18 protein-coding genes and 1 riboswitch are annotated in these 23790 nt (G+C 54.0%); of the genes, 7 read left to right on the forward strand and 11 right to left on the reverse strand.

Translation table 11 applies throughout. The features are described 5' to 3' along the window. Window positions 1-61 precede the first annotated feature (61 nt). The 4 genes from ABDW36_RS08795 to sucC all read right to left on the reverse strand — a co-directional run bounded on the left by ABDW36_RS08795 (window position 62) and on the right by sucC (window position 5217). Window positions 62-481, reverse strand: coding sequence for an OsmC family protein (locus ABDW36_RS08795; RefSeq protein ID WP_343701515.1), 420 nt, complete (start codon window positions 479-481; stop codon window positions 62-64). Between the two features lie 163 nt (window positions 482-644). Further along, entirely contained in the window at window positions 645-2543 is a 1899-nt protein-coding gene (locus ABDW36_RS08800; RefSeq protein ID WP_343701516.1) for a mucoidy inhibitor MuiA family protein, read from the reverse strand. A 102-nt stretch (window positions 2544-2645) separates the two neighbouring features. Further along, complete coding sequence (locus ABDW36_RS08805; RefSeq protein WP_343701517.1) at window positions 2646-3668, reverse strand: DUF4407 domain-containing protein; 1023 nt, start codon at window positions 3666-3668, stop codon at window positions 2646-2648. Window positions 3669-4002: 334 nt separating this feature from the next. After that, the gene (gene sucC / locus ABDW36_RS08810; RefSeq protein WP_343701518.1) at window positions 4003-5217 is read right to left on the reverse strand and encodes an ADP-forming succinate--CoA ligase subunit beta; all 1215 of its coding nucleotides are present in this window, start codon (window positions 5215-5217) and stop codon (window positions 4003-4005) included. Between the two features lie 117 nt (window positions 5218-5334). Between sucC and ABDW36_RS08815 the strand changes: the two genes are divergently transcribed. Both ABDW36_RS08815 and ABDW36_RS08820 read left to right on the forward strand, forming a co-directional pair. Next, window positions 5335-6147, forward strand: coding sequence for a purine-nucleoside phosphorylase (locus tag ABDW36_RS08815; RefSeq protein ID WP_343701519.1), 813 nt, complete (start codon window positions 5335-5337; stop codon window positions 6145-6147). 30 nt (window positions 6148-6177) lie between these two features. Next, window positions 6178-8166 (forward strand): putative porin, encoded by a 1989-nt coding sequence (locus tag ABDW36_RS08820; protein ID WP_343701520.1) that lies wholly within the window; start codon window positions 6178-6180, stop codon window positions 8164-8166. On the opposite strand, the gene ABDW36_RS08825 is transcribed toward ABDW36_RS08820, so the two are convergent. From ABDW36_RS08825 to leuC, 5 genes are all read right to left on the reverse strand, one after another. Further along, window positions 8163-8924, reverse strand: coding sequence for a hypothetical protein (locus tag ABDW36_RS08825; RefSeq protein WP_343701521.1), 762 nt, complete (start codon window positions 8922-8924; stop codon window positions 8163-8165). The genes ABDW36_RS08820 and ABDW36_RS08825 overlap by 4 nt on opposite strands. Before the next feature lie 141 nt (window positions 8925-9065). Next, window positions 9066-10139: a 3-isopropylmalate dehydrogenase gene (gene leuB, locus ABDW36_RS08830; RefSeq protein ID WP_343701522.1), complete on the reverse strand. Its 1074-nt coding sequence runs from the start codon at window positions 10137-10139 to the stop codon at window positions 9066-9068. Window positions 10140-10158: 19 nt separating this feature from the next. Next, a complete protein-coding gene (locus ABDW36_RS08835) occupies window positions 10159-11652 on the reverse strand; it encodes an alpha-isopropylmalate synthase regulatory domain-containing protein (RefSeq protein ID WP_343701523.1) in 1494 nt (497 codons plus the stop codon). A gap of 33 nt (window positions 11653-11685) precedes the next feature. Further along, a complete protein-coding gene (gene leuD, locus ABDW36_RS08840) occupies window positions 11686-12282 on the reverse strand; it encodes a 3-isopropylmalate dehydratase small subunit (protein ID WP_343701524.1) in 597 nt (198 codons plus the stop codon). A gap of 28 nt (window positions 12283-12310) precedes the next feature. Then, complete coding sequence (leuC, locus tag ABDW36_RS08845) at window positions 12311-13717, reverse strand: 3-isopropylmalate dehydratase large subunit (RefSeq protein WP_343701525.1); 1407 nt, start codon at window positions 13715-13717, stop codon at window positions 12311-12313. Between the two features lie 245 nt (window positions 13718-13962). Here leuC and ABDW36_RS08850 point away from each other — a divergent pair, with 245 nt between their 5' ends. From ABDW36_RS08850 to ABDW36_RS08870, 5 genes are all read left to right on the forward strand, one after another. After that, window positions 13963-14304, forward strand: a complete 342-nt coding sequence (locus tag ABDW36_RS08850; RefSeq protein ID WP_343701526.1) for a YciI family protein — start codon at window positions 13963-13965, stop codon at window positions 14302-14304. 10 nt (window positions 14305-14314) lie between these two features. Then, complete coding sequence (locus ABDW36_RS08855) at window positions 14315-14776, forward strand: DUF1569 domain-containing protein (RefSeq protein ID WP_343701527.1); 462 nt, start codon at window positions 14315-14317, stop codon at window positions 14774-14776. 6 nt (window positions 14777-14782) lie between these two features. Continuing rightward, window positions 14783-16006: a sigma-70 family RNA polymerase sigma factor gene (locus tag ABDW36_RS08860; RefSeq protein WP_343701528.1), complete on the forward strand. Its 1224-nt coding sequence runs from the start codon at window positions 14783-14785 to the stop codon at window positions 16004-16006. 67 nt (window positions 16007-16073) lie between these two features. Then, entirely contained in the window at window positions 16074-17948 is a 1875-nt protein-coding gene (locus ABDW36_RS08865; RefSeq protein WP_343701529.1) for a beta-L-arabinofuranosidase domain-containing protein, read from the forward strand. Window positions 17949-18003: 55 nt separating this feature from the next. After that, on the forward strand, window positions 18004-19212 hold the full coding sequence (locus tag ABDW36_RS08870; RefSeq protein ID WP_343701530.1) for a DUF1343 domain-containing protein: 1209 nt from the start codon (window positions 18004-18006) through the stop codon (window positions 19210-19212). A gap of 42 nt (window positions 19213-19254) precedes the next feature. On the opposite strand, the gene ABDW36_RS08875 is transcribed toward ABDW36_RS08870, so the two are convergent. Continuing rightward, on the reverse strand, window positions 19255-20601 hold the full coding sequence (locus ABDW36_RS08875) for a voltage-gated chloride channel family protein (RefSeq protein ID WP_343701531.1): 1347 nt from the start codon (window positions 20599-20601) through the stop codon (window positions 19255-19257). A 37-nt stretch (window positions 20602-20638) separates the two neighbouring features. After that, window positions 20639-20714, reverse strand: a riboswitch (Fluoride riboswitch). An 83-nt stretch (window positions 20715-20797) separates the two neighbouring features. Beyond that, entirely contained in the window at window positions 20798-23785 is a 2988-nt protein-coding gene (locus ABDW36_RS08880) for a discoidin domain-containing protein (RefSeq protein ID WP_343701532.1), read from the reverse strand. Window positions 23786-23790: the final 5 nt, after the last annotated feature.

Genomic DNA, 23790 nt, shown 5'->3' on the forward strand with positions numbered 1-23790 from the left:
CTGCTGTATCAGATACAGCTTGCCTGCAGATTGCATAGCCAACGCCCCGGCTCATTCCCCGCTACTTTGTAACCTCACGTAAAACCTCCACCCCATTCAGTTTCACCGCTGTGCCCACCCGCAGGGTATGGGGTATCTCCGCCACCTGGTCTGTATGTTTGATCAGGTCTTCCGTTTCCTGACGCGATGCGTTTGACTGCACCCTGATATCGTACCGGATGTTCCTTGCCTGCGCCGGTTCCCCGCTCCAGTCACCGTTAATGATGATCTCCACCCGGTATAGCTCAATACCCCGGTTGGCCGCTTCCCTGTACAGATCGTTACAGATGCTGGCGCCGATAGACATCATGAACAGTTCTTCCCCGCTGAAACCTATGCCCAGCCCGCCTGCACGCGGCGTACGGTCTATCACCAGGCTTCTGGGCCCCGCCCAGCCGGCGGCGGCGCTGCTTTCGTGGATCGTTTTGAGGTGTACTTGCATAATATGTTTAATCTACGCAAAGTTGAGGTCAAAAACAAAAGTTGCAGGGGTAAAAACAGAAGGCCGCCTCGTAGTTGCGAGACAGCCTCCTCTTATCCCGGCAATGCCCGGTATCTTCATCTTGTTTTAACATGGCTTCCGGTGCAATGCAACCTGGCAGGTATCAATTCAGGTTCACCACCTTGTCTTTCGGGAACTTCACCGCATAACGCAGCTGCATTTTCTTCTCTTCACGGGAAGGAATGCTGAGGTCCCAGGTCACCTGGCGGGAGTCTTCGTCCAGCCGGGCGCCCGCGTAGTCCATTTTACTGATCTCGATCTCCTTCTGCGTGGAAATGGGCAGCTGGTCTTCCACCAGTATACGTACAGGTTCCCGCTTGTTGTTCTTCACGCTGATCTCCCAGTTATGCGTCACCGTATGCGCATTGCTGAACAGTTGCTTTTGCGAATAGTCTTTCTGCAGCTTCCGGTTCACCACAATGTTCTTGTCTTTGCCCAGGGAAATGAACAAGGTATCTGCAGCCGTTTGCAGGTTCAGCAGGGTTTTGCCAAGGTAGGCGCCTTCGTAATAAATGCTGGCCTCGCCTTCCATCAGGTTCAGCGCTTCCCAGCCCGTGAGGCCCGCCAGCAGGTACGCGGAGGGATCTATTTTGGGCGCTGTGTGGTACTCATAAATAGCAGGCACTTCCATTTCCCGGATAGACACCGCGTAGGCCTTGCCGTCTGAAGGAATGGAGTAGGGCGTGGCAATGTCAAAGCTGACGGTGGTGGTGTTGTATACTTCCGACACTTCCAGGGGGATGCTGGCAGGGGGCGGCGCCGGTGCCGCCGTGGCCAGGCCGCGCACCATTACTGAAGAGCCGGTAACTGCTTTTTTATGCTGCGTACCGTACCCTACCACCACCACTTCTTCCAGGTTTTGCTGATTTTCTATCATGGTCACCCTGAGCGGGCGGCCCGTTACAGAGATCTGCTGTTTGGCGAAACCCACATAAGACACTTCCAGTGAACGGGTATTAGGCGGCAGCTGCAGGCTGAACTGGCCGTTTTCATTGGTAACGGTGCCAATACTGCGTTCCGGCACAAAAACAGATACACCTGCCAGCGGCTGGCCATTACGGTCTGTAACGGTGCCTTGTGCCTCGGAGCTGCCCGTGCGGGCCAGTACAGAACGGGTGGCCAGCATTTCCTGCCGGGAGCTGAAAGTGCGCAAATGCCAGGGCTGCAGCTCCGGCTTTTGGCCATTTTCAGAAGGGTTACCGCTGGAAAGGCGCAGCTTCACGTTTTTCCAGTCTTCTCCGCATTGCTGGAACACATTGGCCTTGTATTCCATGTTCAGCGGGCGGCTGATGCTTTCCACCCGCAGGGCGTAGTTAGGGTACCAGCCCGCGTTCTTCACCAGGTAGTTGAGGCTGAACTTGCCGCTGATGGCTTCTTTGGCAGATACAGTGATCAGCAGGTCACTGGTGGAAGTGTCTTTCGGCTCCATGAGCGCGCGCTGCTGCGCCTGCAGCCGGCCGATGTTATCGGACAGCGTTTTGATGCTCCGGCGTATGGTCAGCTGCTGCTCCAGCACCTCCGCCAGCCTGGCCCGCTGAAAGTCCATGGCTTCCCGGAGGTCTTGTGTTTTGATGCCGGTGTTGGCGCCGCGTATCTCCTGGTTTTTGGAGAGCATCTCTTCTTCCTGCGTGTATACTTTCAACCGGTTATTTTCCCGCTGCAGCTTTTCCTGCAGGCCTTCTTCCTGCTGCTGCAGCTGGCGGATGCCTTCCTGCTGCGTTTGTGACCGGAGGTAATTGCGGTCCCGCGTTACAGACAAAATGGTAAAAGCCCCCTGCCCCTGTACCTGGATGCTCTTTTCTTCCAGCTCAGGGGATATGTCGGGGAACACGAGCACGGTAGTGCCGGCAGGGATGCTGGCCGTGGCGGAGCGCTGTACCTGCGCTCCCTGCGTAAATACGGTTACCTGGTCAATGGAGGAATGAACGGTGATCTTTTTCGTTTGCGCGTAAACGTTATAAGCTGATGCTACTGTCAACAGCAGGAAAAAAAATGATTTCATATGCGGGCATTTTGGAGAAGGATGCGCGGGAGTGGGGAAATTCCATAAATGCCCGTAAAAAATACTGCCTTCTGCACCCCGCGCCGCTATGAGGTAAAGGTGTTATATCACCACCTGTCCCACATGCTGCCCACTACGCCCCGTCCTTTTCGCAATGCGCTCCTCCGTTTCCGCGCTGAGGATGGCTTTCTTTTCCTTTTTGTGCATAATGAAAGCGTATTCGTGCTGCTCCAGCAGATCATCGTAGGGGCCGCGGGGAGAAATCAGCTTGACGAATACCGGGGCGGTTTCTATGGCAATGAACAGCAGCATGATGAACCAGTTGGCCCAGCGGATGGGGGCGCTGGTTTTGGTGAGGGTGCCCAGGGCGTCCAGCCGGGAGGCCAGCCCGTCAAGGCTGCCGCGTTTGAGCTGGGTTACGGCGGCGGCAGTGGCAGAATCCTGTGTGGCCAGCTCCTGCTGCAGGCCGGCATACTGGTGTTGCAGGCGGGTAAGGGCGGCGGTGGCGCTGTCTGCATCGGCTTTTTTGGCCTTATAGATGGGCCCCAGGTTTTTCACGCGGGAGCCGCCGGTGCCGTCTGCTTCCTGCTGGGCCAGCAGCAGCAGGGTATCACGCCGGGCCGTCTGCACGTCTATCTGTTGCTGAAGGGCCTGCAGGCGGCCGGCTAGTTCCTGTGTGCGGCCCTGGTAGCGCTCTTTCACCTTGTCTTCCTGGGCCTTGAACTTGGCCTGTTCCATCAACACCAGCTCCGCCTGTATTTCCCGGTCAAATATCTGCAGCTCCAGCGGTTTGGAGATCACTACGGCAATGAGCACGGCCAGGATGATACGGGGTGTGGCCATCCACAGCTCCTGGCCAAAACGTTCCCGCTTTTTCATGCTGGACACAATGTACCGGTCAAGGTTGAAGATCATCAGCCCCCATATTCCGCCAAAGAGCACGGCGGCCCATGGCTCCCGGAATACCGTCCACAGCGCATACCCGCCTGACAGGGCGGCCAGCAGGCCGGTGAAGAAAATAGTGCCGCCAATACCGGCGTATTTGTTGGTTTCAACAGGCGCGCGGCGAAGCATGGGCAAATGAGCGCCCGAACAAATGAGAAAAAACTGTCTGATGCGTAACATGAAATATGCGTGTTAATGGTATACCAGTAACCGGATCATGTGAAGGCAGTAAAAGGATGGATAATAAAGGTAATAGTTTTTTACCATCTTTTGGCCGAAATGACACCAAAATGCCTTTCCGTGTGACGGGCCTTCAATGCAGGGTTGTTGCCGGAAAACAGGACTGAAACCGAAGGTGGAAGCAAGGATAACTGAAGGGTAGGTGGACTTGGTACGGAAATGCCCCGGATTTGGTGTAGAAATGAGGTGGGGTTGATGTGCTTACATATAGCAAAAAAAGATGCTTCACACGGGTGAAGCATCTTTCCATATCAACATATTTTCTCTTGCCGGATCAGGCGCTTACTGCCTTGTTCACCAGTTCGGCCGCTTCGCTCAGGAGGATGGCAGACTGTACTTTCAGGCCGCTTTTCTCGATCAGCTCTTTTGCTTCCGGGGCATTGGTGCCTTGCAGGCGCACAATGATGGGTACGTTGATGGTGCCGATGGAGTTGTAGGCGTCAATTACGCCCTGTGCAACCCTGTCGCAACGAACAATACCGCCGAAGATATTGATGAGGATGGCTTTTACCTTGGGATCTTTCAGAATGATGCGGAAACCGGCTTCAACGGTCTGGGCATTGGCGGTCCCGCCTACGTCCAGGAAGTTGGCAGGTTCGCCGCCGCTGAGCTTGATCATGTCCATGGTGGCCATGGCCAGGCCGGCGCCGTTTACCATACAGCCCACGTTACCGTCCAGCTTCACGAAGTTCAGGTTGTGTTTGCCTGCTTCCACTTCTGTGGGGTCTTCTTCCGTCACGTCACGGAGGGCAACCAGGTCGGGGTGGCGCAGCAGGGCGTTATCGTCCAGGTTCAGCTTGCAGTCAACCGCAATGATCTTCTCGTCGCTGGTTTTGAAGAGGGGGTTGATCTCCAGCATGGCGGCGTCCAGGCCTACGTACGCATTGTAGAGGTTGGTCACGAATTTCACCATGTTTTTGAATGCTTCCCCGCTCAAACCGAAGTTAAAAGCTATTTTACGGGCCTGGAACGGCTGGAGGCCGCCACCGGGGTGTACCCATTCCTTGAATATCTTTTCAGGCGTGTTATGGGCCACTTCTTCAATGTCCATACCGCCTTCGGTAGAGTACATGATCACGTTCTGGCCTTTCGCCCTGTCCAGCAGGATGGAGAGGTACAGTTCCTTGATAGGATTGGGGCCGGGATAGTATACGTCCTGTGCCACCAGTACTTTATTCACCACTTTACCGGCTTCGCCTGTCTGTATAGTTACCAGGGTGCCGCCAAGAATATTGCCGGCAATGGTTTTAACGTCTTCTGAATTTTTACCCACTGCCACGCCGCGCTGTTCCGTACCTCTAATTTTACCCTTACCACGGCCACCGGCGTGGATCTGGGCTTTAACTACGGCAAACTCGTTGCCAAACTGCACTTTCAGTTGCTTGTAAGCTTCTGCCGCCGCTTCGGGAGTATCTACCGGGATACCTTCCTGTACCGGTACGTTATATTTTTTCAACAGTTCTTTAGCCTGGTACTCGTGTAAATTCATCGGTAATTAAATTTGGCCGCTAATTTAGGCAATTTATGTTTTAGTAGGGTGATTTCTTTGGGACAGGCTGATGGTATGGTTTATAGAATTAACTTTGCCGGGCATAAATATTGGCGCATGCTGGCACAAATAAAGGAAGCAACCGCTTACATACAACAGTTCGGCAAGGAAACTCCGGAGGTGGGCATTATCCTGGGCAGCGGCCTGGGCAACCTGGCCGCGGATATCACCGGCAAGGTGGAAATATCCTACAGCGATATTCCCCATTTTCCGCCGGCCACGGTAGAAGGGCATTCCGGCAAGCTCATACTGGGCCGCCTGGGCGGGCGCCCCGTGGTGGCCATGGCGGGCCGTTTTCACTATTATGAAGGGCTGAGCATGCAGCAGGTCACCTTCCCGGTACGGGTCATGAAAGCGCTGGGCATCCATACGCTGCTTATTTCCAATGCGGCGGGCGGTATGAACAAAAACTTCCGGGTGGGAGACCTGATGGTGATCACAGACCACATCAACCTGCAGCCGGAGCACCCGCTGCGGGGCCGGAACATAGACGAGCTGGGCCCCCGCTTCCCTGATATGAGCGAGCCTTATGCAAAGCCGCTGATTGCCAAAGCCAGGGCCATTGCCGCGGCCAAAGGCATATCTTTACACAGCGGCGTCTATGTAGGTGTACAAGGGCCTACCTTTGAAACCCGCGCGGAATACAGGTACATGCATGCCATTGGAGGAGATGCCGTAGGCATGAGCACGGTGCCGGAAGTGATCGTAGCCATCCACAGCGGCCTGAAGGTGTTTGCCATGAGCGTGATCACAGACATCGGCATACGGGAAGAAGACAACGTGATCACCCATGACGAGGTACTGGCGGCCGCCAAAGCAGCAGAACCACATTTAACATATATTTTCAGCGAACTGGTCCAACAATTGTAGAGAATTGCGGGCCCTACACGAATCATCAGGATGAGGCATTTCACGATAGTATTTCTTTTGCTGGTTTGCACCGGCGGCGCCCTGCGGGCGCAATTCAACACCAACCGCCTGCCGGGGGGCGGTGGGGGAGGCAATGCCAGCATGCAGCGGGATACTTCTTCCCATGACCATGAGCCCGATACGCTGACCATCCGCTACCGCTACCTGGGAGAGCCTACAGACTTTATGATGGACTCCACCATTGCAGACTTTACACTGAACTATCTCGGCGTGCCCGCCACCTATACCAACCTGGGCAACAACGGCAGCGCCTCCCGCAACCTGCTGTTCTCACCCCGCATGATACCCGGCTTCGACCCCGGTTTCCATTCTTTCGACATATACGGGTTCAACCACCAGAACGCGCAGTTCTTCAACACCAACCGCCCGTATTCCGAGCTGGGCTACCTCATAGGGGGCAAGCAGGAGCAGATGATCAACGTGATGCACACACAGAACCGCGGAGAGAAATTCAATTTCCATTTCGCCTACCGCAAGATCAACTCGCCCGGCTATTTCCGGAACCAGTCTACCAACCACGACAATTATAAAGTAACTGCCAACTACAACAGCCAGAACAAAAGGTACCACCTGATGATGAGCTATTACCTCAACAAGCTCAACGGCGGTGAAAATGGCGGTATTATAGATTCGCTGGAGCTGCTGAACAACCCGGAGTACAACCAGCGCCGCCTGATACCCACCAAGCTGGGAGGCGCCAGCGCACAGTCCAATTCCTTTTTCAATACCAACATACCCCTCAAGAACGATTTCCAGGAATCAAGCATACTGCTGCGCCAGCAATTTGACTGGGGCCGTGGAGACACCATACATGTGAACGACACTACGGATTATTACAAGTTCGACCCCCGTTTCCGGGTAGAGCATACCTTCACCTATACGCAGAACACATACGAGTTCATAGACCAGAGCCCTGATTCCGCCTATTACGCCCGCAATTACAATTTCAGCCTCTGGCCGCGGGAATTCGGGTCAGACACCGTGTTCACCCAGCACCAGTGGCGCATTCTCAGCAACGATCTTTCCGTGATATCTTTTCCCGTATTGGGTAACCAGGCGCACTTCATCAGGCTGGGGGGCGGCTTTGACTACATCACCGGCAACTTCCTGACGGCCAGCACCAAGTTTTCCAACCTGCGCCTGCACGGCGAGTACCGTAATAAAACCCGTAACCAGAAATGGGACCTTTCGGCCAAAGGCGAATTTTACGCCCTGGGAGAAAACATTGGAGACTATGCGCTGAGCGGCACGCTCAGCCGCTACCTGAATGAGACTTTCGGCAACGTGAGCCTGCGGGTGAGCAACGTAAACCGGGAGCCGTCTTACGTATACAAATTTTTCGGCACCAACCACTTCAGGGAATACGTGAATGATGACATGGGCAAGGAAAACGTTACCCAGCTGCAGTTCAAGGCAGACAACCGCAAGCTGAAATACAACATAGAGGCAAATTATTACCTCTTCAATAAATACAGCTACTTCAAAAGCTATTACGAAAGCGAGCAGTTCACCGGCCTCTTTAACCTGCTGCAAATTGTGGCTTACAAGCGGTTTGACGTGCGCAGCTTCACCTTTGACGCCAACTTCGCTTTCCAGCAGCTGGCAGGCAACGCCCCCCTGCAGCTGCCTACCGTATGGGCGCGGCTGCGTGTGGCCTACAACGCCCGCCTGTTCAAGAACCTGAACCTGTACACGGGGCTGGAAGGGAAGTATAATTCACCGTACTATGCGGATGATTATTCGCCCATGCTGAGCCAGTTCGTATATCAGAACCAGTATAATATTTCCAACTACCCTGATGTGGCCGCATTCGCCCACTTCCGCATCAAATCTTTTACAGCGTATGTGCGCGGGGAAAACCTGAACACCTTCCTGTGGACGAATAACTTCACCGCGCCGTTTTACCCTTCTAACAATTTTGCGTTGCGGGTAGGGTTGAGATGGTGGTTTGTGAACTAGGGATTCAATTTCTTTTCCAGTACTTTATTGGCTTCCTGCAGGGCGCTTACTTTCTTGTCCATTTCAATCAGGTACAGGGTGAGCTCTTCTATTTTGCGGAGCAGCGTTTTGTTCATTTCTTCCATATCGATGCCGTCTTTCTTTACGTCGGCTGCGGATGGAACGTTGGGGAGGTGGCCGTTTTGCGCAATAAACCTGTCCAGCTCCTGTAAGGAAGGCAAAGAGTATTCTTTGCTGAATACATAGTCAGGCCAGGCGCCCTGCAGTTTCACTTTAATTTTTTCGGCAATCATGTTGCCGGCAACGGCCAGTTTGTAGCCTGCGGGGGGATAGCTGGTGCCGATGCCAACGGTATTGTCTGCACGAACAAACAGCGCCGGAGTGGTGGGGTATTGCAGCATTTCGTAGGAGGTAGTGGAAGGAGCCCCAACGATGTAAAGCCCCTGACCATAGGAGTCAACATTAGCACCGATCCGTATGGCATATGAGTTTTCCATGCTGGTGTGATTCACAAATTCAAGGAAAGCACCCCCGTTCCCGGCCTGGCCCAGCGTGGTTTTCTCGAAGTTATAAACACCAGGAAAGGTAAGCTTGCTTTGATTGTTGCCATAGTATTCACCGATCTGGAAAGCAGATTGAGGGTTACTTGTACCAACACCCGCATTGCCGCTGGAAGGGAACGAATTCTGGGCATTCGCATTAACACTAAAAAGGGTAACGGCCAGCGGAATAAACAGGAGTTTTTGCAGTTTGCTCATGGCAAAGGGTTTTAGAAGAGTGATTGGGTTATATTCAGGTAAATGTATGCATTGCCGCAAGCCTCTTGCTCACACCTTTGTGTAACATCCACATAAAAAAAGGCCGCACCTGAAAGATGCGGCCCCTATATCGATTAAAAATTACAAAAACTTCAACACCTCCTCGCCAATCGCTTCCGTCCCCAGCACCTTCTCCGCCGGAGTTTGTGCATCTGCAATGTCTCTTGTACGGAAGCCGGCTTTCAGCACTTTGTCTACCGCGCTGATCACGGCTTCAGACTCGGCTTTCAGGCCAAAGGAAATATCCAGCAGCAGGGCGGCGGAAAGGATGGAGGCCAGCGGGTTGGCTACGCCTTTGCCGGTAATGTCATGCGCGGAGCCATGGATGGGTTCATATACGCCGGTGCCGTCACCTACGGAGGCGGAGGCCAGCATGCCCATGGAGCCTGCTATCTGGGAGGCCTCATCTGTCAGAATATCTCCAAAGAGGTTGGCGGTCACCACCACGTCAAAGCGGCGCGGGTCTTTGATCAGCAGCATGGCGGTAGCGTCTACGAACTGGTGCTCTACCTCCACGTCAGGATATTCAGGCGCTATTTTCTGTATCACTTCCCTCCACAGGCGGGAGGTCTCAATTACATTGGCCTTGTCTACGGAGCAGAGCTTTTTGCGGCGCGTGCGGGCGGCTTCAAAGGCTTTGCGGGCAATGCGCTCTACTTCATAACGACTGTATTCTGCAATATCGTAAGCCGTATCGCCATCGTTTTTACGGCCTTTTTCACCAAAGTAAATATCGCCGGTCAGCTCGCGGAAAAACAGGATGTCTGCGCCTTTCAGTATTTCCGGTTTGATGCTGGAAGCGCCCAGCAGCTCGTCAAACAGCTTGATGGGGCGCAGGTTGGCGTACAGGCCCAGTTCCTTGCGCATTTTCAGCAGGCCCTGTTCGGGGCGTACTTTGGCGGTAGGATCATTATCGTATTTCGGGTGGCCTACAGCGCCGAACAGTACGGCGTCTGACCGGCGCATCTTTTCCAGCGTCTCGTCGGGGAGGGGATTGCCGGTGGCTTCAATGGCTACGTGGCCTATGAGGGCTTCGTCATACGTAAAAGTATGGCCGAATTTTGCGGCTATCTTTTCCAGTACTTTTTTACCAACTGCGGTTACTTCCTGTCCTATTCCATCTCCTGGAACTACTAAAATATGTTTGGTTGCCATGCTGTATGTTATGAAAGTTTCAAATCAGGTTGAGCATTTTTTGCGTGGCTTTGATGGCAGACACGGTCTGGTCGCTGTCAAGCCCGCGGGTTTTGAACTCCCGGTTGTTCCACCGCCAGGTAATGATGGTTTCGCAAAGGGCGTCGCTTTTGCCGCCGGGGGGGATGCGTACGGCATAGTCTGAAAGGGCGGGCAGCTCCTGTTTCTGTTTCTTGTACACCTTTTTAAGGGCGTTCATAAAAGCATCGTACTGCCCGTCTCCCTGGGAGTGCTCTTCAAACACTTCGCCTTTGATAGACAGGCGCAGGGTTACAGACGGTTTGAGGTTTTTGGAGTGGGTGAGCACATAGTTCTCGATACGCACTTTTTCCTCAATGGTGTTACTGTCGAGTATATCCGAAATAATGTACGGCAGGTCTGCCTGGGTCACTACTTCCTTTTTGTCTCCCAGCTCAATGATGCGCTGTGTCACCTTTTTGAGGTCGGGGTCGGAGAGCTGTATGCCCAGCTGCTGCAGGTTGTTTTCGATGTTGGCTTTGCCGCTGGTTTTGCCCAGGGCGTATTTGCGCTGGCGGCCGAAGCGTTCGGGCATCAGGTCACTGAAATAAAGCTTGTTCTTCTTGTCACCGTCTGCGTGGATGCCGGCGGTTTGGGTGAACACGTTTTCGCCTACCACGGGTTTGTTGGCGGGAATACGGAAGCCGGAGAATGTTTCCACCAGCTTGCTCACGCTGTACAGGGACGCTTCCGCCACGCTGGTTTTCACCGTGGGCATAAAATCGTTCAGTACGGCAATGGCGCTGGCCAGGGGGGCGTTGCCCGCTCTTTCTCCCATACCGTTAATAGTAAGGTGAAGGCCGTGCGCGCCGGCTTTTACGCCTTCCAGCACGTTGGCGGTGCCCAGGTCATAGTCATTATGCGCATGAAAGTCGAAGTGGGCCTTCGGGTAACGTTGTACTATCTGCGTAATGTAGTCATGCACTTCCGCGGGTGTGAGCACGCCCAGCGTATCCGGCAGCATGACCCTTTTTATGGGCTGCTGCTGCAGGAAATCAAGGTACTGGAACACGTAGTCACGGGAGTGGCGCATGCCGTTGCTCCAGTCTTCCAGGTATACATTACACTCCAGCCCTTTTTTGCGGGCCAGGGCAATTACGGCGGCTACCTCGGCAAAGTGCTGCTCCGGTTTTTTCTTCAGCTGGTGCGTTAAATGGTTGAGGGAACCTTTGGTGAGCAGGTTCATCACTTTGGCGCCGGCTTTCTGCATCCATTGTACAGATACGTCTCCGTCAACAAAGGTGAGCACTTCCACCCGGTTCAGGAAACCGTTGGCTTTTGCCCATTTGGTAATGGCCTTTACCGCGGCCAGCTCTCCGTCAGATACGCGGGCAGACGCAATTTCAATGCGGTCTACCTTCACTTCCGTGAGCAGCAGCTGGGCAATGGTCAGTTTTTCAGAAGGGGAAAAAGACACTCCGCTGGTTTGTTCGCCATCGCGGAGTGTGGTATCCATTATTTCTATATAACGCTTTTCAACGGGCATTTTTTAGTACATGCTTTTTGAAGCAAATTCCTGTATCTCGCCCTTCATGGCCTGCAGATAGTCTATATCGTCAAAACCGTTGGTGAGGTTATGCTTCTTGTAAGAATTGATGTCAAAAGATTCCTGTTCGCCGGTGGCAGCAATGGTGATGGTTTGCGCAGGCAGGTCTACTACCAGTTCCGCTTTGGGATCTGCTTCAATGGCAGTGAAGATCTTGTCCAGGAAGGCAGGGCTCACCGTTACGGGCAGAATGCCTACGTTGAGGGCATTGCCTTTGAAGATGTCTGCAAAGAAGCTGCTTACCACGCAGCGGAAACCATAGTCGTAAATAGCCCAGGCGGCGTGCTCGCGACTGCTGCCGCTGCCGAAGTTCTTGCCGGCTACCAGTATTTTGCCGGAGTACACGGGGTTGTTCAGCACAAAGTCTTTTTTCGGCGTATCGTCGTTATTGTACCGCCAGTCGCGGAACAGGTTGTCTCCAAAGCCTTTGCGTTCAGTGGCTTTGAGGAAGCGGGCAGGAATGATCTGGTCTGTGTCCACGTTCTCAATGGGCATGGGCACGGCTGAGCTCTTAAGTATGGTGAATTTATCGTAAGCCATTTGTTGTGTTTTTTGTTGCGGGTAAAAATCAGGCAATCAGTTCTCGCGGGTCGGTTACAACACCGGTTACCGCTGCGGCAGCGGCTACCAGCGGGCTGGCCAGCAAGGTGCGCGCACCGGGGCCCTGGCGGCCTTCAAAGTTGCGGTTGCTGGTGCTTACCGCGTATTTGCCGGCGGGTATCTTGTCGTCGTTCATGGCCAGGCAAGCGGAGCAGCCGGGTTGGCGGAGCTGGAAGCCTGCGGCGGTGAGAATGTCGAGTATGCCTTCTTCTTTGATCTGCTGCTCTACAATGTGGGAGCCGGGCACTATCCATGCTGTAACATGGTCTGCCTTTTTGCGGCCTTTCACAATGGAGGCAAAAGCGCGGAAGTCTTCAATACGGCCGTTGGTACAGCTGCCAATGAACACATAGTCTACCTTCTTGCCCAGCATGGCGTCGTTTTCATGGAAGCCCATATAGTCCAGCGATTTTTCGTAGCTGGCTTTGCTGCCACCGGCTGCCTGCGCGGCGGGAATGTGCTGGGTGATGCCCATGCCCATGCCCGGGTTGGTGCCGTAGGTGATCATGGGCTCAATATCGGCCGCCTGGTAAGTATATTCTACGTCGAAGGTGGCGCCTTCGTCTGTTTTCAGTGTTTTCCAGTAAGCCAGGGCTTTGTCCCATGCATCGCCTTTAGGTGCTTTTTCACGGCCCTTGATGTAGGCGAAAGTGGTTTCGTCAGGAGCGATCATGCCGCCGCGGGCGCCCATTTCAATGCTCATGTTGCACACGGTCATACGCCCTTCCATGCTCATATTGCGGAACACTTCGCCCGCATATTCCACAAAGTAACCGGTAGCGCCTGCTGCGGTGAGCCGGGAAATGATGTAGAGGATCACGTCTTTGGGCGTGATGCCTTTGCCCAGCTGGCCGTTTACGTTGATGCGCATTTTTTTAGGTTTGGGCTGCATGATGCACTGGGAAGAGAGCACCATTTCCACTTCAGAGGTGCCGATGCCGAAGGCAATGGCTCCGAAAGCGCCGTGGGTAGAGGTGTGAGAGTCCCCGCATACAATGGTCATGCCCGGCAGGGTAATGCCGTTTTCAGGGCCTACCACGTGCACAATGCCGTTCTTCGGGTTGCCCAGGCCCCAGTGGGAAATGCCGTATTTGGCGGAGTTGGTTTCCAGCGCCTTCAGCTGGTTGGCGGAAAGCGGGTCCTGCACGGGCAGGTGCTGGTTGATGGTAGGTGTATTATGGTCTGCCGTAGCAAATGTTCTTTCGGAAAACATCACTTTCAGGCCGCGGTTTTCCAGCCCCAGAAAGGCAACCGGGCTGGTTACTTCATGAATAAAGTGCCGGTCAATAAAAAACACGTCAGGCCCATCTTCTATCTTCCTGACTACGTGTGAATCCCATACTTTGTCAAATAATGTAGCGGGTACTTTGCTCATTTTTTATATTTTATAAACGTAACTGCAAAATTGTTAAAATATATCCACAAAATTTGCTTTTTCGTGACATTTTCTCTAAGAAAATACATCAAAATGTAAAAAATTGGCCAGATGATGGTCAGAGCCTATAGTGGTATATTGATTATCAATAAGTTGTAAATCTTTCCTCCCTTTTTGTCCATTTCCGCGGGCGCCATTCGTATTAACGTCAAAAGCCATTATTTTAACAATTAAATCAATTTCTCATGAACGAATTTATGATGATCTTCAGGCATCCCGTACCCGGAGAGACAACGCTTTCCCCGGAACAGCTGCAGGCCGGCATTGAGCTGTGGCAAAACTGGATAGGCGGCATTGCCGCCCAGGGTAAATTTGTCAGCACCAACCAGCTGGGTTTCCAGGGTAAAACGCTCAGGCCGGGGCGTGTTGTTACAGACGGGCCTTATGCGGAAGTGAAGGAAATGGTGGGCGGGTACGTGATAGTGAAGGCCGCATCGCTTCAGGAGGCCGCAGATCTGGCGGAAGGATGCCCTATCTTGGCCATGGGCGGGCATGTAGAGGTGAGAGACATTATGAAAATAGATTAAACCGATACCAATGGAATTACCGAACATTTTCACACAACCTGTGGCCGGCGCCGTTATCAGCCGTATTGAGCAGCTGCAGCCCGGCAGCCGGCCCGGCTGGGGCAAGATGAACGTGGGGCAGATGCTGGCCCACTGCAATGTGCAGTATGAAATGGTGTATGACAGCCACAAGTTTCCCCGGCCTAACTTTTTCATGCGGTTCATTTTAAAGTCGTTCATAAAAAAAGTAGTGACCAGCGCTGCGCCTTACAAACGTAACGCACAAACGGCGCCGGCTTTCCTGGTCAGGGGAGACCGTGACTTTGACCATGAAAAGGCGCGGCTGATCGGTTACATCCAGCAAACGGCCAACCTGGGAGAGGCCGGGTTTGACGGCAAGGCATCCCATTCTTTTGGCGTGCTGAGCAAAAATGAATGGAACAACCTCTTCTACAAACATCTCGACCATCATCTGCAACAATTCGGCGTGTAAGGAGGCATGCAGGAAAGAGAACTGATACCGCGCCTGTTCAAAACCGAGTACAGCAAAATTATTGCGGTGCTTTGCAAGCTGTTTGGCATCAGGCACCTGGCCGAGGCGGAAGACATTGTGAACGACACTTTCCTGCTGGCTACAGAAACCTGGGGCCTCAAGGGCATCCCGGCAGACCCGGCGGCATGGCTCTACAGGGTGGCCAAAAACAAGACCATAGATTACCTGCGGCACAACAAGGTGTTTTCCGAAAAGGTATCTGCCGCCCTGGGCGCAGCCTCATGGCATACGGAGGCGCCGGAGCTGGACCTTTCCCCGCCCAATGTGCAGGACAGCCAGTTACGGATGCTGTTTGTGGTATGCCATCCGGCCATACCGCAGGAAGCGCAGGTAGGGCTGGCCCTGCGCATTTTGTGCGGTTTCGGGATAGATGAAATTGCCGAGGCCTTCCTTACCGGCAAAGAAACCATTAGCAAAAGACTGTTGCGCGCCCGGCAGAAGCTGCGGGAAACCGGTGTCACCACTGCGCTGCCGGGAGAAAAGGAAATGGAAGCGCGGCTGGAAGCCGTGCTCACCACCATTTACCTGTTGTTCAACGAAGGGTATTATTCTTCCACGAAGAACAGCGTATTGCGGAAAGAGCTTTGTATGGAAGCCATGCGCTTGTGTTACCTGCTGCTGCAGCAACGGCATACGGATACGCCGGCAGTCAGCGCCCTGCTGTCACTGATGTGTTTTCACGCATCACGGTTTGATGCCAGGGTAGACGCGGCAGGTGAGCAGATACTTTACGAAGCGCAGAACAGGGAGCTGTGGAACGATGCGCTGATCGAAAAGGGCAATTATTACCTGATACGCAGCGCCCAGGGCGCCGCGGGCAAATACCACCTGGAGGCGGCCATTGCTTACCACCACTGCGAAAAAACAGATTCCCCTGAAAAGTGGCGGCACATCCTGGAGCTGTATAACCGCCTGCTGCAGCTGGAATATTCACCGGTAGCCGCCCTGAACAGAACGTACGCGCTTTCCAAAGTACAGGGAAATGCCGCGGCTATCACGGAAGCCAGCCGGTTGCAGCTGTCCGGCTCGCATCTCTACCATTCCCTGATGGGCTACCTGTATGCCGGTACAGATCGGCAGAAGGCCGCCGCTCACTATGAAGAAGCGCTGCAGCTGGCCAAAACAGCGCATGACAGGGCCCTGATTTCCCGGCGCCTGAAACAACTGTAACAGATCCGGATCATTTTCCTATTTTGTAACCCGAACAAAATTCCACGTACTCAACCAGTAAACAAAAATGAAACAACTCTTTGTGTATACGGCAGGCGCCATATGCCTGCTTTCCTCCATCAACAGCCGGGCACAGGTGAAAGATCAGCTGCACCCCGCCACTACTATCAAGGTAGGCGGCGTAGTAGGCCAGCGTTTAGACAGCTCATATGAAAACAGGGTACTGGCGCAGGATGTAGACCGCCTGGTAAACGCCTTCCGCCAGCGCAATGAAACCAGCCGCTGGCAGTCGGAATTCTGGGGCAAATGGTTTACTTCCGCCGTACTGGCTTATCGTTACAATCCGCAGCCGAAGCTGAAAAAAGTGCTGGAGCATGCCGTGGCGGGGCTGCTCGCTACCCAGTCTGCAGACGGGTACATCGGCAACTATGCAGACAGCGCGCGGCTGCGGGGATGGGACATATGGGGCAGAAAATACTGCATGCTGGGCCTTCTGGATTATTACGACCTGACGGGCGATAAAAAAAGCCTGCAGGCCGCGGCCCGCGTGGCAGATAACCTGATGAACGAGCTGGCCGCCCGCGGCAGCAGCATTGTACAATGCGGCAGCTACCGGGGTATGGCGGCCTCTTCCGTACTGGAACCGGTGGTGTTGCTGTACACGCGCACGCGGCAAAAAAAATACCTTGACTTTGCGGAGGCCATTGTACGCGATTGGGAAACGCCCGCAGGGCCGCAATTGCTCAGCAAGGCCTCGGTAAACGTGGCGCAGCGTTTCCCCGGTGTAACGGCAAAGGAATGGTACGGCCCGCGGCAAGGGCAGAAGGCGTACGAAATGATGTCTTGCTACGAAGGGCTGCTGGAGCTGTACCGGGTTACCGGCAATGAAAAGTATAAGGATGCAGTAGTACAAACCTGGCAGAACATTTACGATACGGAGATCAATATAGCCGGTTCTGGTGCGTCTGCGGAGATGTGGTTTGGCGGCAAGGGCCTGCAAGCCATGCCCGTGTATCACTTCCAGGAAACCTGTGTAACGGTTACCTGGCTGAAACTGAGCGAGCAGCTGTTGCGCCTCACCGGTGAAGCCAAGTACGCCGATGCGGTAGAGAACAGTTTCTACAACGCCTTGCTGGGCTCTATGAGCGCAGACGGTGCTCACTGGGCTAAATACACACCCCTTACCGGAGAACGGCTGCCGGGCAGCGAGCAGTGCGGCATGGGGCTGAATTGCTGTGAGGCCAGCGGGCCGCGCGGTTTGTTCAACGTGCCGCTGTTTATTGCCACCGGCACGCAGCAGGGCGCTCAGGTCAATTATTTTGTGGAAGGCGCTGCCGCAGTAAGATCGCCACGCGGGCAGACGGTTACATTGGCGCAGCATACAGACTACCCGGTTTCCGGAAATGTGCAAATGGCAATAAGCCTGCCCGGGCCGGAAGAGATGAGCATCGGCATCCGCATCCCGTCCTGGAGCAAAACCACGGTGCTCAAAGTGAACGGGGAAGCGATAAGCGGCGTGCAGCCCGGCGCTTATACACAAATCAGGCGCACCTGGAAAAACGGTGACAAGGTAACGCTGGAGCTGGACATGCGGGGCCGTGTGGTTACCATGGGCCAAACGCCGCGCTACGCCGCCATTATGCGCGGCCCCGTGCTGCTGGCGCGTGATGCCAGGCTGCCGGGCGTAAAGACCGGTATTATTGTACACCCTATTGCTGACAAAGACGGTTATATAAACCTCAAACCGGTCGCCCCCGCGGGCCAAACAACGTGGATGCAGTACAAAGCCTCATTCTACCCTGAATCCTACATGGAGAAAGCGCCTGAACCGGTAGAAGTATACCTGTGCGATTATGCGTCTGCCGGCAACGGAAAGGAAAAATCGTTCTTTCAAAGCTGGATGCCCTACCTGGTAGACCCTAAAACGTTGCAGCAGCAATAACGGAAGATATCTGTAAGTTTGTCTAACTGTTGAATCATACAAACTTTTTATGACCATGCAACTACGACTTTCTGTGATGGCCCTGCTGCTGGCCGCAATACCGGTTTTCAGCACCACCGCTACGGATGCGCCCGTTAAAAAAGGCATCATCACCGGTGCAGACCAGGTAAACTTGTACCTGCCGTACCTCAAAGGGAAACGGGTGGGCATGGTAGTGAACCAGACTTCCATTATCGGCAATAAACTGAGCGTAGACAGTCTGCGAACGCTGGGTGTCAACATCAAAACCATATTTGGCCCGGAGCACGGGTTCAGGGGCAATGCCAGCAACGGCGCTGAAGTGGATGATGAGGTAGATCCGGCAACCGGCATTCCTATCATTTCCCTGTATGGCCAGAAAAGAAAACCTTCCCGGGAAGACCTGCAGAAAATAGACATCATGGTGTTTGATATTGCAGACGTGGGCTGCCGCTTCTACACCAATATCAATACGCTGCGGGACATCATGGAATCCTGCGCGGAGTCCGGGAAAGAGCTGGTGATCCTTGACAGGCCCAATCCCAACGGGTATGTAGACGGGCCCATTCTCGATATGAAATACAGGTCAGGCATCGGCCAGTTCCCCATTCCCATCACGCATGGCATGACCATTGGCGAGTTTGCGCAAATGCTGAACGGCGAAGGATGGCTGAAGAATAAAGTGAAGTGCAAGATAAAAGTGATACCGGTGGCCAATTACCGGCACGATATGGATTACACCCTGCCGGTAGCGCCATCTCCCAATCTGAACACCCAGCAGTCCATCTTGCTGTACCCTTCGCTTTGTTTGTTTGAAGGCACCATAGTCAGCCAGGGCCGCGGTACCTACATGCCGTTTACCGTACTGGGCGCACCGGCGCTCAAGGGTATTTTTGATTTTACATTTAAACCGGTAAGCATACCCGGCATGTCGGAAACGCCGCTGCATAAGAATGAAACCTGCTACGGCCTTGACCTGAGAAAATATGACGTAACGCCTCACCGCAAGGCAGGCAAGGTCAACATCAAATGGATCATGGACATGTACAAGGCCTACCCTGATAAATCAAAATTCTTTGACCGGTCTTACAGCGCGCAGATAGGAAATATTGACGGACTGGCCGGTACAGCGCTGTTCAAACAACAGATCATTGCCGGTAAAAGCGAAGAAGAGATCCGTAAAAGCTGGGAGCCGGGGCTGAGCGCGTACAAGCAAATGAGGAAAAAATATTTGCTGTATCAATAATTGATGCGTACATCAGCAATGCCGGTAAAAGAATGACAGTATTCATTTACCGGCATTTTTATTTTGCCCGTGCCTGATATCTTTTAACGTTTGCCCGTGGTACTGCAGGTTGTCTGTTTTGGCGCCTGCCAACCGCTGGCTCTGGTAAATGCCGGAATGCCCGCTGAAGTAATAGGCGGTAAAGCAGGCCACCGCGTAATAAAGGGTATATTCTCCTCCAAACAGCTCTACGCCCATAATGGTGCAGGCAATGGGCGTATTGGTAGCGCCTGCAAATACCGCAATAAAACCTAGGCCGGCCAACAGGTCTACCGGCGCGCCGGTGAGGCTGGCAAAGGTATTGCCCAGCGCGGCGCCAATAAAGAACAGCGGTGTTACTTCCCCGCCTTTGAAACCCATGCCCAGTGTAATGGCGGTGAACAGCAGCTTCCAGAACCAGCTGAAGTAACCTGCTCCGCCTTCTGTGAAAGAAGATACAATAGATACGCTGTTGGGGTCAGGGTTGGTAACGCCCAGGCCCAGGTAGTCCGTTGTGCCCAGCAGCATGGTGAGCGCTATAACAATGAGGCCGCCGGTGAGGGGTACCAGCCAGGGCCGTGTAATGAACCTGGTGCTATATTTTTTGATATTGTGGGAAAGGGTGGAGAAGCCGTAACCCGCCAGGCCGAAGCAGATGCCGGCCAATATTACTTTGAGCAGCAATACAAAATCGAAGTGAATAAAACTTACCGTGCTGTTTACCGCTTCATGAATGGCAATATGGTAATGCGTATGATGTATCTGCCAGGCGGAGCAGGTAATATCAGCCAGTACGCTGGCCATGAGGCAGGGCAGCAGCGCCTTGTGGCTGATGCGGCCAATGGTGAGCACCTCCAGCGCAAATATGGCGCCGGTAAGCGGTGTGCCGAACACGGCGCCGAAACCGGCTGCAATACCCGTGGTGAGCATGATCTTCACATCTTCCTTGTTTAACCTGAACCATTTGCCCAGCTGGCCGGCCAGGCTGCCGCCTATCTGCACGGCCGTACCTTCCCGCCCGGCGGAGCCGCCGAAAAGATGGGTGATGATGGTGGTGGCCAGTACCAGCGGCGCCATGCGGAGCGGTACGCCGCCGCCCGGCTCATGAATTTCGTCCATGATCAGGTTGTTACCGGCTTCCGCGTTTTTGCCCAGGTACTTGTACAGCGCCCAGATGAGCACGCCTGCCAGGGGCAAGAGGTACAGCAGCCAGCCGTGCTGATGGCGGATGCGCGTTACTTCATCCAGCAACCATAAAAACAAAGCAACAAGGGAACCTGCCGTGAGGGCAACGGGAATGGTCAATGCCGTCCATTTCAGGAGGTGCGAAGTGATCAGCACCTGTTCAAACGATGATCTTGTTTTTTTCATACCTACAAATTAAGATGAAGGCCTTGCGCGCAAAGCCCCGTTTGTAGGCGCCATCAGTCGTTTCTATGGAGAAAGACGGTTGTGGGAAGGAAGACACCATTTCCTTTTTACCCTGTAAATATAGGGAGAAATGGCAGGAATGCAATAGGGGAGCCCGAAAGCTCCCCTGTTTTCAATGCTGTTGGCAGTGCAGGCATCACCTGCCCCAAATAAAAAGTGCTGCGCTGCCGGGTGTTATAATGGCACGGCGGCCTTTATCTTCATCATCTCCCAGTTGTCTTGTTTCCCGTACCAGCACAAACGTAATATCTGATGTGGGATGTTTTCTCACCAGCTCCGTAACGTCCAGCCAATGGTCTGCCGCTGTACCGGTAAGCGCCAGCTCTCCTGCTACAAAGGCTTTGCGGCCCACTTCTTTTATCAGTGCTTCTTTTCCATCCAGCAGCGGCGCATTTTGCCAGTTCAGTGAGGCGGCGTTCCAGCGGGTATCGGGAATGCCGTACACATGGAACCGGAAGGGCCGGCCGCCGTCACTGCTGCGGCCGTTAACGCGCAGCAGCACACGGCCTGCGCGGGGTATGTTTTGCCCCGCCAGGTTGAAACGCAGGTAGGTTGCACGGTTCTTGGCGGGCGTGGCGGCGTTCAGCTCCACCTGCAATTGTCCGGATGTATTGGCGCTCATGCTGATCCCGGCTGCAGCTGCGGCTTTCAGCTGGCGGGCGGCCTGCGCCTGTTTCGGGATGGTGAGCAGCATCACTGTTTGCGGGGGCAATACCACGTCTATTTTTTTGTTGGCGGCAAGGGGGCCCAGCAGGCTGGCCTCTCCGTACTTTTCCGCGTTCACCGCTTCTGCCGTCACTGGTACGGCCGCGGCTATGTTGAGCGCCGAAACGTCCAGCTGCAGGCGGTATTCAAAAGGCCCGCGCTGCACCAGCCAGATGTAGTAGTTGCCCGTTTTTTCATCGTAGGCGGTACAGGCGTCCAGCCCGCTGTCGTTCACAGATGCTGTGGTCTCGTATAAGGGCCTGCTGCCGCGGAAGCCTTTGGCAAAGAGACGCACTACTTCGCCCGTACGCTGAATGCCGGACACGTTGTAGTTGGGCTGCGCAGCAGGGCCGTCTCCGGCGGCAAACAGTTTTATTTCACGTACGGTGAGGCTGCCTTTATCTGTGCTGACAAAACGTACCTTGCTGGTAGTAACCGGCTGTTTGAAGGTGCTGTATACCTGTGCATATTTGTTGTTCTCTTCCGCTGCGCCTGCAATATCTTTCCAGCCGTCTGCCGCGGCATACTGCAATTTGAAATTGCGGATGCGGTCAGGGGCGGTGTACACGCCACCGTCACTGCCGGTGTAGATCACGGCGCTGCCTATGGCTTGCGGGGCGCCCAGGTCTATTTCCACCCATTTTTCAGCAGTGATGGTATCTGATGTCCACGCAGACAGGTTGGATTTGTTGCCGTCCGTTACTGCGGCTGCGTTGCCGCCTGAGCTGCGCACGGGCTTGTTGAGCGCCAGGTTGCGGTAAGCGTCTTCCACAATGCGCCTGCCTTGCCAGATAAAGTGATGGCCTGATTTGATGCCTCTGGGATAAGTGCCGCTGGCAGTATTGGCAAATTTGAAGGCCCACATGCCATAGCCGCCGTTTTTCATATTGTTGGTGTAGATGCCCGCCCATTCAGTGAAAAGAGAAGGCGAGTCCATCGTCTCTTCCTTGTCTATGAGGTAGGCGTTCATCCAGCGGCCTATTTCGGTATAGACAATGGGCAGCGCCTTGCCGGCAGGGTGGTTTTCCTGCAGGATGCTGCGGATGTTGTTGATACGCGATGCGTAACCTACTGCCGGAGAGTTGTAAGAATGGGTGGAAAAAATGTCCAGCAGGTCTTTATCTACCTTCTTTCCGTGATAATCTGTACGGATGGCGCGGGCTATACCGGCCCACCAGTCTGTGTTCTGGCCTGCTGTTACAGGGCCTACGAATTTGGGCGCCAGGCGGGTGCCGTATTTTTTGTTCACGTCTTCCACGGCCGCATGAATAGCGTCAGACACTACCTGCATGCCCATGATCCACTGGTCCAGCTGCATGGGGCCTGAATGGCGGTGGTTAGGCTCGTTCTGCATGGCAAACATGGCCACGTTGCCTTTGCGGGCGGCGTGGTAGGCCAGGGCGTAATAACGCTGCCATTGTTTCCATTTGTTCTCCCAGTTGTCTTTGAAGTCTGTGCTCCCCATTTGCAATACCACCTCAATGCCCAGCCGCTTGAGTTCCGTGAGGGCATAGTTGAATACCATGGCGTTGGTGGAGGAAGTGTCAGGCAGGTCATACAGCGGCAGCAATTGCTCCCATTTGATGAAGCGGTTGCGTTCCGGGCTGGCGCGCAGTTCTGCTTTCCGTTTATCAAATTCAGCTGCGGAGCTGAGCGTTTTATCTACCTGCACGCTGGCTTCGGGCACAAAAGCATTCATGGATGCCCACACCCTTAAACTGTTTACCTGGGAGTATTCCAGCCAGCCAGATACATTGCTGCCGGGCAGGTAGTACCCCTGGTTGTAGCCCACGTATTGCATGGTGGTGCCGCTTACCTTGTTGGCAACGGTAATAGATGCCTCCCGTGGAGCGGTAGATACTTCCTGCAGCTGCAGGGAAGAGGTGGCTGCGGGCGGTTCCGGCATGTTGGGCGCGGGAGTGCCGAAGGCCTCTATTTCCATCACGTTCACCGGTTCTCCATCGTCACATACCAGCCGTATTTTGTAGGTGCCAACGGTTGGGCTATACTTGAAAACTACCGTGGTCAGCCGGTTTTCATGCACTTCGCTTTTAGGAAAGTCACTCCAGTTGGCATCGTCCCAGTACTGCATCTTAAAATTCTTCATAGACCAGAAGCCCGCGGCCTGCGTGGTCTCATCCGGCTGCTTCTCCGCATCTGCAATGCCGGTATGGATGCGCAGTTCGTTGATGTTGTAGTATTTTTTCAGGTCTATTTCGATAATGTGCGGCGCTTTGCCGTTGGCAGCCTCCCAGCGGGCGTGGCGGGATATTTTCCCGTCTGTAATATTGGCGGCGGGGCCGGCGGCGGTTTGTGAAGTAACAGCCACCGGCTTGTGCAGGGCAACATTCTGTTGCTGTGCGGCGGCTTGCAAACCGGCCAGGAGGCTGTATGAGAAAAAAAGAAGTTTTGCGTTCATGTCAA

Origin of the sequence: Chitinophaga sp. (assembly GCF_039596455.1) — a bacterium.
Classification (GTDB): domain Bacteria; phylum Bacteroidota; class Bacteroidia; order Chitinophagales; family Chitinophagaceae; genus Chitinophaga.